The following is a 10,452-nucleotide window of genomic DNA, read 5'->3' on the forward strand; positions in this document are numbered from 1 at the left end:
CGGGCCGGCGCCGCCCCGCGATCCTTCAGCGGCCGCCGCGATAGGCGCGCAGGATGGCTTCCCCTTCCGGACCCGCCCGCTGCACCCAGGCGGCCTGGACAGGCGCCGCCGCCGCTTCCAGGGCGGCCCGCAACGCGGGCGAGGTGGCGATCGTCATCCCATGCGTCCGCATCCGCGCCTCGTTCTCCGCCATGCGGGTCTCGATGGCCTTGAACTGGCGCGCCTCGGTGGCCTTGCCCGCCCGCGCCACCGCCGCCTGCCCGGCTTCCGGCAGCCGTTGCAGGGCCGCCGTGTTGCAGAAGGCGAGGCTCAGCGGCCAAGCGTAGTCGATGGCGGTGAAATGCGGCAGGATCTCCCAGAGCCGCGCCCCGGCGCCGCCATCGCCCGAGGACAGAACCGCGTCCATCTCGCCGGATTTCAGCCGCGGCAGGGCGTCGGCGAAGGAGATCTGGGACGGCTCCGCGCCCGCCGCACGCATCACCGTGGTCCCGGACTCGTCATAGGTGCGCACGCGCAGGCCCTTCAGCGATTCGGGGCCGGTCACCGGCCTGCGCGACCACAGGCCCGTGGCGGGCCAGGGCGTGGCATAGAGCAGGGTGAGGCCGCGCTCCGAAAGCACCTTCACATAGGCGGGGCGCGCCGCTTCCAGCAGGCGGCGCGTGTCGTCCGCGGAGCCGGTGAGGAAGGGCAGGGCGGAGAGCTGGAGGATCGGCGCCAGCCCGGCCAGCGCGCCGGTGAAGGCATCGGCGGCCTCCGGCTTCCCCTGGGCGACGGCGCCCGGCATCCTGGCGGAGCGCAGCCCATCCGGCGCATCGAAGGCCGGCCGGACATGCAGGATGCCTTGCGCCTCCAGGTTCGCCGTCTCGGCGAAGAAGGCGATTCCCTCGCCCGGCATGGCGGTGGCCGGGTATTCGGTGGCGATGCCCCATTCGGCCGCCTCGGCCCGCGCCGGAAAGGTAGCCAGGCCCAGCAGCGGCGTCATCGCCATCAGGGCACGTCGCGTCGTCATGTGATCCATTCCCCAGTCAGCTCCCCACCCGGGCGGGGCCGCCGCGCCGGCTGGCGGCGTGCCCTGATCTTGCGAGGTTGTGCTGATAACCAATTCATCATCTCATGGCTGCAAGCTACGCTCCAGAAGCGAGCCGCGCGTTCCGTCGGGAGAGACCGGATGGGCGCGCCGGCCCCGCGCGGCTTTCAGCAGGATCCGCCGGATGTTCCGTACAGGGCCGGAAGCGATATGACAGGGGAGGGTAGGATGGCGCGGCCGCGGTCACCGCACGCCGCAGCGGCGGGTGACGAGGGCGCCGGCGCGGCCGGCCTCCGGAGAAGGCTCCGGTCCGTCGCCGCATGGTTCGGTGCCGATCTGGGCCTGATCCTGGCGATCCTGCTGCTGTTCTGGGGCGGCATCGCCCTGCATCTGCAACGCGAATACCAGCGGAGCCTGGACAACGCGACACGCAACGCCGGCAACCTGGCCGGGGCCGCGCAGCAGATCATTGCCCGGACGGTGGAGGCGATCGACCAGCGGCTGCTCTTCATCCGCGAGGCCTACCGGCGCGACCCGGCCGATTTCAGCCTCGACTTCCTGCGCCGGGAACATGGCTTCCAGCAGGACATGTCGCTGCAGGCCGCCGTGATCGGCCCTTCGGGGCGGCTCTGGCTCAGCAATCTGGGGGCGGTCCAGAACGGGGTGGACCTGTCCGACCGCTCGCATTTCCGGGTGCATCTCGATACCCAGCAGGACGAGCTCTTCATCAGCGTGCCGGTGATGGGGCGCGAATCCGGGCGCTGGTCGGTGCAGTTCACCCGGAAGCTGCTGACGGGCGACGGCCGCTTCGGCGGCGTGGTGGTGATCTCGCTCAACCCCTATTGGCTGACCCAGGTCTACGACACGCTGGATATCGGCCGTGGCACCGTGACCCTGGCCGGGCTCGACGGGATCATCCGGGCACGGGCGCCGGAGGGGGCCGGGGCACTCGGCAGCAGCATCGCCGGCAGCGACCTGATGACGGAGGCGCTGATCCGCCCGCAGGGCACCCTCCGCGGGCGGAACCCGGCCACCGGCGCCGAGCGGCTGGCCGCCTTCCGGCGGGTCGGGTCCTTTCCCCTGATCGTGGCCGTCAGCAACGACATGGCGGAAATCCTGCAAGGCTACGACGCCTACCGGCGCAGCGTCCTGTCCTCCGGCGCGGTGCTGACGGTGCTGATCCTGGGGACGGGCGGCCTGCTGATCCGCCGCAGGAGACAGCGGGCACGGTCCCAGCAGGCATTGTCCGACGCGATCGAGAACATCAGCCAGGGCCTGGTCATGGTGGCGCCGGACGGGCGCATGCCGGTGGTGAACCGCCGCGCCATGAGCCTGCTCGGCGTGCCGGAAGGGCAGCGGTCCGCCTTTCTGCGCGGCGGGCAGGTCCGGGACATCCTGCCGGAGGACTGCGCGCTGGACCCGGGCGCCGGGCGGCTGGCGCCGCTCTACCGCTGCACGCGCCCGGATGGCACGGTGCTGGAGGTCCGCAGCCAGGTCCTGGGCAATGGCGGCCTCGTACGGACCTTCACCGATGTCACGGAGCAGACCCTGTCGGAGCGGCGGGTGCGCTTCCTGGCGCATCACGACCCGCTGACCGGCCTGGCCAACCGCCTCCTGCTGCATGAGCGTCTCGACCGGGCGATCGGGGAGGCCGGCGGGCGGGAAGGCAAGCTCGTGGTGCTGGCGCTGGATCTCGACCGCTTCAAGGTGGTGAACGACACCTATGGCCACGCGGCGGGCGACCAGCTCCTGCGGCAGGTGGCGGAGCGTCTGGGCGAGCTGGTCGGCCCGGACGACACGGTGTCCCGCCTCGGCGGCGACGAGTTCGTGATCCTGTGGCGCGGCACGGCCGCGCGGGACGGGGTGGAGCCCCTGGCCCGCCGGATCGTGCGCAGCCTGGTCACGCCCTTCATCCTTGACGGCAACATGGCGCAGGTCGGCACCAGCGTCGGCATCGCCCTGCATCCGCAGGATGGCGCGACGCCGGAAAGCCTGCTGCGCAACGCGGACACCGCCCTGTACCGCGCCAAGGCGGAAGGGCGCGGCACGGTGCGCTTCTTCGAGCCCGCCATGGAGGTGGAACTCCGCGAGAGGCGGGAGATGGAGCAGGACCTGCGGCTGGCCCTGCAGGCCGATCTGCTGGAACTGCACTACCAGCCGATCATGACCTGCGGGAACGGCGCGATCCGCGGCTTCGAGGCGCTGCTGCGCTGGACGCATCCGGTGCGCGGGCCGGTGCCGCCCGCCACCTTCATCCCCGTGGCGGAGGAAAGCGGGCTGATCCTGCCGCTCGGCCGCTGGGTGATGGAGCGGGCCTGCGCCGAGGCCGCGACCTGGCCGGAGCCGCTGCGGCTGGCGGTGAACCTGTCCCCCGCGCAGTTCCGCAGCGGCAACCTGCCGGCCATCGTGGACCGCGCGCTGGAGCTTTCGGGCCTGCCGGCGGAACGCTTGGAGCTGGAGATCACCGAGGGGCTGCTGATCGGCGATGCCGAGGAGGCGCTGAACGCGATCCATGCCCTCAAGCGCCGGGGTGTGCGGATCGCGCTCGACGATTTCGGCACGGGCTATGCCAGCCTGGGCTACCTCCACCGCTTTCCCTTCGACCGGATCAAGGTGGACCGCTCCTTCGTTCACGCGATCGGCCGGCGGAACGGTGCGCATGCCATCGTGGAGGCGGTGCTCGCCATGAGCAGCAACCTGGGCATGGAAGTAACGGCGGAGGGCGTGGAGACCGAGGAGCAGTTGCGCTTCCTGCAGCACCGTGCCTGCGACGAGGTGCAGGGCTTCCTGCTGGGCCGACCGATGAGCCGGGAGGCCGTGGCGCAGCTCCTGCGGGCGCACGGGTTGCGGAATGAGCGCCTCACCTTGCCCTGACCTGGGCTCCGAAGGACATCCGTCGGCGGAAGGATGCCACGGGAACCGGCCAGGCCATGGAGGGAGGCAATCCCATCAATGGCACGCGATTTATTTTACTCTCATAATTTAATTCCACGGAACAACCTTGGCGCAAATCATTAATACTTAGTTATTCTTCAAAACTAAGTATTCTATTTGGTTTACGTGGGGTGTTTCGGTTTGTATCAACCCCGCCCGCAACAGATGAAGCGGGATTCGGACATGAAGTGGTACAAGCCGACCGACCTACCGGGCGAACTCGAGATCGTCTGGATCGACGATCCGAAATGGGGGCTGACAGTCGGCTGTGTCCGGCGTGGCGTCTGGGAAGTGCCCGGCGAGGGGCCGGGTTCCGCGAACCCGACGCGATGGGCGCGAATGCGCGAGGATGGTCCCACGCCTGCCCAGATCCAAAGGCCGAAGCTGCCCTATCGCAGATAGCCCGGCCCACACCGCCAACCCACGGCCGTACCTCGCCTGGAAGGCGCGAGGGACCGCCCGCCACCGTCCCCGACAAAGACGCAGCCGTGCAGCGGAGGCCTCGTGCATCGAACGAGGGAACCGGCTCGGAAGCAGAGGGGAATGTTCAGGAAGGTCGTGGTGCTGCTGGAGAGATTCGAACTCTCGACCTCTCCCTTACCAAGGGAGTGCTCTACCCCTGAGCTACAGCAGCAATCGCGGGGTGGGCGCTCCTTAACCGCAGACGGCGCGCAGGGCAAGCCCCGCCCGGCAGCTTCACAGCAGGAAAAGCGGAGATGGCTCCCATGCCCGTGACCGGGCTGTCCGCAGGGCGAAGCCGAAGGTGCTTCAACAGGAACACATCATGAACTAATATGCCGCCAGGATATTCGGCCCGGAAGGGGAAAGAGACCCATGGCTGGGAATCGGCAAGGCGCGCCTCAGGCGCCGGAGCGCCAGGCCCTGGCGCGGCTCGCGGAACTGGCGGGCAAGGGCGCGGCTCCTGACCGTGTGCGGCGGGAGGTCGAGACCATCGTGGATGACTGGCGCCGCGGCGTGCTGGGCCACGACGAACGCGCGGCGCTGCGCGAGCGGCTGGAGGAGATGCACGGGCAACTCGCCGAGGGCGTGGAATCCGTGGAGGAGCAGATGGCCGAGATCGGCCAGGACGAGCGCGCCGCGCTGCTGGCCGGGCGGCGGTCCCTGGCCGCGCTGGTGGCCGCGCGCGACGCGCTGGCCCGGGCTCATGGCGCGCTGCTGCCGGCCTGACCGGCGATCTGCTCTATTCTGCCGCCCGGGCCGGCGAGTCCGGCACCGGAGAGCGACAGGGAGGGAGCGGCCATGCGCGAGAACAGGGTCGGGACGCTGTGGGGGCGTGGCGAGGCGGTGGTGAATGGCTGGCTCGCCATTCCCAATGTCTTCTCCGCCGAGACCATGGCGCATGCGGGCTGGGATTCGCTCACCATCGACATGCAGCATGGCGTGGTGGACTACGCCGCCGCCGTGTCGATGCTGACGGCGATCTCCACCACGGAAACCACGCCCATGGTGCGCGTGCCCTGGCTCGATCCGGGCATCATCATGAAGATGCTCGATGCCGGCGCCTATGGCGTGATCTGCCCGATGATCAATACCCGCGCCGATGCGGAGCTCTTCGTGTCCTCGCTGCGCTACCCGCCGCGCGGCATGCGCTCCTTCGGCCCGATCCGGGCGCTGCTGCATGCCGGGCCGGACTATGCGCGGCACGCCAACGACACGGTCTTCGGACTGGCGATGATCGAGACGCGGCAGGCGCTCGACAATCTCGACGAGATCCTCTCCGTCGAGGGGCTGGACGCCGTCTATGTCGGCCCCGCCGACCTTTCCCTCGCCCTGGGCTGCACGCCGCGCTTCGACCAGGAGGAGAAGCCGGTGGTGGAGGCGATCGACATGATCCTCGCCAAGGCGAAGGAGCATGGCGTGGTGCCCTGCATCCACAACGGCACGGCGGAGTACGCGCTGCGCATGGTGGAGAAGGGCTTCCGCTTCGTCACCGTGGCCTCCGACGCCCGGCTGATGGCGGCGGGGGCGCAGGCAACGGTGGCGGCGATGCGGGGCGGGCCGAGGCCGAAGGGCCCCGGCACATCCGGGACCTACTGAACCGCCCAGCCCGGACGGCGCCTATTGCCCCAGCCGCATCGCGATGCTGCGGGCATGGGCGCCCAGCCCCTCGGCCTCGGCCAGCGTGACGGCGGCGGGGCCGATGCGGTGCAGCCCGGCCTCGGTGGCCGAAACCCAGGTGGTGCGCTTCAGGAAGTCATAGACGCTGAGCCCGGAGGCGAAGCGCGCCGTGCGCCCCGTGGGCAGCACATGGTTCGGCCCGGCCACGTAGTCGCCCAGCGCCTCCGGGCACCAGCCGCCGAGGAAGGCCGCCCCGGCATGGCGGATGCGGGCAAAGAGCGCCTCCGGCTTCTCCACCAGCAGCTCCAGGTGCTCCGGCGCCAGCCGGTCGCAGAGCGCCACGCCTTCCTCCCAGTCCCGCACCAGCAGGATGGCGCCGTGTGCTTCCCAGGAGGCGCGGGCGATCGCCTCGCGCGGCAGGCTGCGGAGCGCCTCCTCCACGGCGGCGGCGGCGGCCTCGGCCATGGCCCCGCTGTCGGTGATCAGGATGGCCTGGGCGGCCTCGTCATGCTCGGCCTGGGCCAGCAGGTCGATGGCCACCCGCCGCGGGTCCTGCGCCGCATCGGCCAGCACCACGACCTCCGAGGGCCCGGCGATGGAATCGATGCCCACCCGCCCGAAGACCTGGCGCTTGGCCTCCGCCACATAGGCGTTGCCGGGGCCGACGATCTTGTCCACCGGCCGGATCGAGGCGGTGCCCCAGGCCAGGGCGGCGATGGCCTGCGCGCCGCCGATGCGCCAGACCTCGGTCACGCCGGCACGGTCGGCGGCAGCCAGCACCAGAGGCGGGATCTCGCCATCCGGGGTCGGCACGGTCATCACCACGCGCCCCACCCCCGCAACGCGCGCGGGCAGGGCGTTCATCAGCACCGAGGAGGGATAGGCCGCCTTGCCGCCGGGGACATAGAGGCCGGCCGCGTCCACCGCGTTCCAGCGCATGCCCAGCATCAGCCCGTCCTCGGGCAGCACCATGTCCTGCGGCATCTGCGCGGCGTGGAAGCGCTCGATCCGCTCCGCCGCCACGTCCAGCGCCGCCAGCAGCTCCGGCCGGCAGCGCGCTTTCGCCTCGGCCACCTCCGCCGCGCCGACCCGCAGCGCACCGATGCCGGCAGGGGTCCAGCGGTCGAAGCGGGCGGTGAGGTCCAGCAGCGCCGCGTCGCCTTCCGCCCGCACCCGGGCGATGATTTCGGCCACCGGCCCGTCCACCCGCGCGGTCGTGTCCCGCGCGGTGTCGAGCAGGGCGTCGAACTGGGGGCCGAATTGCGGGTCGCGCGTGTCGAGGCGCTTCATGCGGGCGGGTCCTTGCCGTGGCGTTCCGCATGGCCCGCGGCCCCCTGCCGTCCAGGCCAAGCCAAACGAATGGGAGGTCGAGGAACCTCAGGTTCCTCGCGGGAGAGCGCGAGAGGGCGGCGCCCTCTCGTGAACCATGCGCGCGACGCCTACAGGCAAAGCCCGCCCGGCTTCAACCCTTCGCATCACCCCTTCTCGTCAACCCTCCAGGGCCGCCCGCAGCCGGGCGATCCAGGCGCCGATGGCCTCGGGCTCGGTCTTGAGCGCGGTGCGGTTGACGATGAGGCGGGAGGTGACGGGGGCGATGACCTCGGTCTCCACCAGCCCGTTGGCCTTCAGCGTGCCGCCGGTCTGCACCAGGTCCACGATCAGGCGGGACAGGCCCATCGAGGGGGCGAGCTCCATGGCGCCGTTCAGGTGGACGATCTCCGCCTGCACGCCCCGGGCGGCGAAGTGCCGGGCGGCGATGCGGGGATACTTCGTCGCGACGGTGACGGTGCTCCAGCGGCTGGGGTCGTCCGTGGCGGCGCGCTCCACCGGCTCCGCCACGCTGACGCGGCAGGCGCCGATGCGCAGGTCGAGGGGCGCGTAGATCTCGGGGTAGTCGTGCTCCATCAGCACGTCGGCGCCGCAGACGCCGATCTGCGCCGCGCCGAAGGCCACGAAGGTCGCCACGTCGAAGGAGCGGACGCGGATCACGTCCAGCCCCGGATGGCTGGTGGCGAAGCGCAGCTTGCGGCTCGATTCGGAGGAGAAGTCCGGCTCCGGATGCAGCCCGGCCTTCGCCAGCAGCGGCGTCAGCTCCTTCAGGATCCGCCCCTTGGGCAGAGCCATGACGAGCCCGGTCTCGGCATCGCGGAAAGCCGCGGCATCGGGAAGCGGATGGTCCATGGCGGCGCCTATGTCCCAGGCCCCGCCCGGGATGCAAGCGCGCAGAACGCAGGGGTCGGCCGCGCGAAAGGCGGCCGGCCCCGTTCCAGGCCCGTTCCGGCCCTTGCCGGTCAGTCCCGCAGGCGCCCGATCTCGGCGCCCACCGCCGCCAGCTTGGCCTCCACGGCCTCGTAGCCGCGGTCGAGGTGATAGACCCGGCTGACGATGGTCTCGCCCTCGGCGGCGAGGCCGGCCAGGATCAGCGAGACCGAGGCGCGCAGGTCGGTGGCCATGACCGGGGCGCCGGAGAGCTTCGGCACGCCGCGCACGATGGCCGAGGAGCCGTGGACGTTGATCCGGGCGCCCATGCGGGTCAGCTCCGGCACGTGCATGAAGCGGTTCTCGAAGATCGTCTCGGTGAGCATCGAGGCGCCGTCGGCCACGCACATCAGCGCCATGGTCTGGGCCTGCATGTCGGTGGCGAAGCCGGGAAAGGGCTCGGTCATCACGTCCACGCCGTGCAGCCCGTTCAGGCGGCGGACATGCAGCCCGCCCGACTGGTCCTCCAGCACCACGCCGGCCTCCTGCAGCACGCGGGCGCAGGCGCCGAGCTGCAGCACGCTGGCGCCCTCCAGCAGCACCTCGCCGCCGGTGATGGCGGCCGCGCAGGCATAGGTGCCGGCCTCGATCCGGTCGGGGATGATCGGGTGGGTGGCGGCGTGCAGGCTGTCCACGCCCTCGACGGTCAGCCGGTCGCTGCCGACCCCCTCGATCCGCGCGCCCATGGCGATCAGGCACTGGGCGAGGTCGCCGATCTCCGGCTCGCGGGCGGCATTCACCAGCTCGGTCGTGCCTTCGGCCAGGGCGGCGGCCATCAGCAGGTTCTCGGTGGCGCCCACGGACACCTTGGGAAAGACCACCCGCGCGCCCTTGAGCCGGCCCTCGGCCCGGGCGTCGATATAGCCTCCGGTCAGGTCGATGCGCGCGCCCAGCGTTTCCAGCGCGCTGAGATGCAGGTCCACCGGGCGGGTGCCGATGGCGCAGCCGCCGGGCAGGCTGACCTTGGCACGGCCGTAGCGGGCCAGCAGCGGCCCCAGCACCAGCACCGAGGCACGCATCTTCCGCACGAGGTCATAGGGCGCCTCCAGGTTGGTGGCCCGGCCCGACATGCTGATGCGGCGGCTGCCTGTGTCGTGCTCCACCGCGAGGCCGTGCTGCGCCAGCAGCTTGCCCATGGTGCGCACGTCCTCCAGCGCCGGGGCGTTGGTCAGGACCAGTTCCTCCGGCGTCAGCAGCGCCGCCGCCATCAGCGGCAGGGCGGCGTTCTTGGCGCCCCCGATGGGGATGCGGCCGCGCAGGGGCCTGCCCCCGCGCACGCGAATACGGTCCATTGCGATAAGCCCCCTACTGTATTCCCGGAATCCCGCCGCCGGCCATCCGGGTCACAGGCGGGGCAAGGCTACGCCGCGCTGGCGCATGTACTTGCCCGCCCGGTCGGCATAGCTGACCTCGGGCGCCCCCGCGCCCTGCAGGAAGAGGAACTGGCAGATCCCCTCGTTGGCGTAGATACGCGCCGGAAGGGGAGTCGTGTTGGAAATCTCGATCGTCACCTGGCCTTCCCATTCGGGCTCCAGGGGGGTGACGTTCACGATCAGCCCGCAGCGGGCATAGGTGCTCTTGCCGAGGCAGATCACCAGCACGTCGCGCGGGATGCGGAAATACTCGACCGTGTGCGCCAGGGCGAAGGAGTTCGGCGGGATGATGCAGGTCGCCCCCCGGCGGGTGACGAAGCTGTCCTCGGCGAAGTGCTTCGGGTCCACCAGCGCGTTGTCCACGTTGGTGAAGACCTTGAACTCGTCGGCCACCCGGGCGTCGTAGCCGAAGGAGGAAAGGCCGTAGGAGATCACGCCCTCGCGCCGCTGCGCCTCCACGAAGGGTTCGATCATCCCGTGTTCCGTCGCCATGCGGCGGATCCAGGTATCGGGCATGATCGACATGGGCGGGCAGGTCCGGCGGAAAAGGCGGCGAAGGACGGGGACTTAGCCCGCCGGAGCGGGGCGGGGCAACCGCGCGCCGCGCGGTTCAGCCCCCCGGGTCGGCCGCGGGGGCGCCGGGGCGCGGCCCCGGTCCCGCGGAGCCGGCCTCGTCGCCGGCCTCGTCGCCGGCCTCGTCGCCAGTCCGGGCGGCGGTCCGGGCGGCGGCCGGCGCCGCGTCCGGCATGGCCTCTGGCGCCGTTTCCGAGCTGGCCCGGG

9 protein-coding genes and 1 tRNA gene are annotated in these 10,452 nt (G+C 71.2%); 4 read left to right on the forward strand and 6 right to left on the reverse strand.

Annotated elements, in window-relative coordinates:
• Window positions 1-25: 25 nt before the first annotated feature.
• On the reverse strand, window positions 26-1,009 hold the full coding sequence (locus ROTAS13_RS03135) for a TRAP transporter substrate-binding protein (RefSeq protein ID WP_019462755.1): 984 nt from the start codon (window positions 1,007-1,009) through the stop codon (window positions 26-28).
• 246 nt (window positions 1,010-1,255) lie between these two features.
• On the opposite strand from ROTAS13_RS03135, the gene ROTAS13_RS03140 reads away from it, so the two are divergent.
• Both ROTAS13_RS03140 and ROTAS13_RS26015 read left to right on the forward strand, forming a co-directional pair.
• Window positions 1,256-3,901, forward strand: coding sequence for an EAL domain-containing protein (locus tag ROTAS13_RS03140; RefSeq protein ID WP_075821529.1), 2,646 nt, complete (start codon window positions 1,256-1,258; stop codon window positions 3,899-3,901).
• 243 nt (window positions 3,902-4,144) lie between these two features.
• Window positions 4,145-4,363 carry a hypothetical protein gene (locus tag ROTAS13_RS26015; RefSeq protein WP_126281835.1) on the forward strand — a complete coding sequence of 73 codons (219 nt, stop codon included), beginning with the start codon at window positions 4,145-4,147 and terminating at the stop codon, window positions 4,361-4,363.
• Between the two features lie 157 nt (window positions 4,364-4,520).
• On the opposite strand, the gene ROTAS13_RS03145 is transcribed toward ROTAS13_RS26015, so the two are convergent.
• Window positions 4,521-4,595: transfer RNA gene (locus ROTAS13_RS03145), tRNA-Thr, on the reverse strand.
• Window positions 4,596-4,795: 200 nt separating this feature from the next.
• Here ROTAS13_RS03145 and ROTAS13_RS03150 point away from each other — a divergent pair.
• Entirely contained in the window at window positions 4,796-5,149 is a 354-nt protein-coding gene (locus tag ROTAS13_RS03150) for a hypothetical protein (RefSeq protein ID WP_019462753.1), read from the forward strand.
• A gap of 72 nt (window positions 5,150-5,221) precedes the next feature.
• Entirely contained in the window at window positions 5,222-6,019 is a 798-nt protein-coding gene (locus ROTAS13_RS03155; RefSeq protein ID WP_019462752.1) for an HpcH/HpaI aldolase/citrate lyase family protein, read from the forward strand.
• 21 nt (window positions 6,020-6,040) lie between these two features.
• Here the strand turns inward: ROTAS13_RS03155 and hisD are convergent, their stop codons facing one another.
• The 4 genes from hisD to dcd form a co-directional block, all read right to left on the reverse strand.
• Entirely contained in the window at window positions 6,041-7,330 is a 1,290-nt protein-coding gene (gene hisD / locus ROTAS13_RS03160; RefSeq protein ID WP_019462751.1) for a histidinol dehydrogenase, read from the reverse strand.
• 198 nt (window positions 7,331-7,528) lie between these two features.
• Window positions 7,529-8,221 carry an ATP phosphoribosyltransferase gene (gene hisG, locus ROTAS13_RS03165; protein ID WP_019462750.1) on the reverse strand — a complete coding sequence of 231 codons (693 nt, stop codon included), beginning with the start codon at window positions 8,219-8,221 and terminating at the stop codon, window positions 7,529-7,531.
• A 110-nt stretch (window positions 8,222-8,331) separates the two neighbouring features.
• The gene (gene murA / locus ROTAS13_RS03170) at window positions 8,332-9,591 is read right to left on the reverse strand and encodes a UDP-N-acetylglucosamine 1-carboxyvinyltransferase (protein WP_058390185.1); all 1,260 of its coding nucleotides are present in this window, start codon (window positions 9,589-9,591) and stop codon (window positions 8,332-8,334) included.
• Between the two features lie 51 nt (window positions 9,592-9,642).
• Entirely contained in the window at window positions 9,643-10,197 is a 555-nt protein-coding gene (dcd, locus tag ROTAS13_RS03175; protein ID WP_019462748.1) for a dCTP deaminase, read from the reverse strand.
• Between the last annotated feature and the right edge of the window lie 255 nt (window positions 10,198-10,452).

Source organism: Roseomonas sp. TAS13, from assembly GCF_001950415.1.
Taxonomy (GTDB): domain Bacteria; phylum Pseudomonadota; class Alphaproteobacteria; order Acetobacterales; family Acetobacteraceae; genus Roseomonas; species Roseomonas mucosa.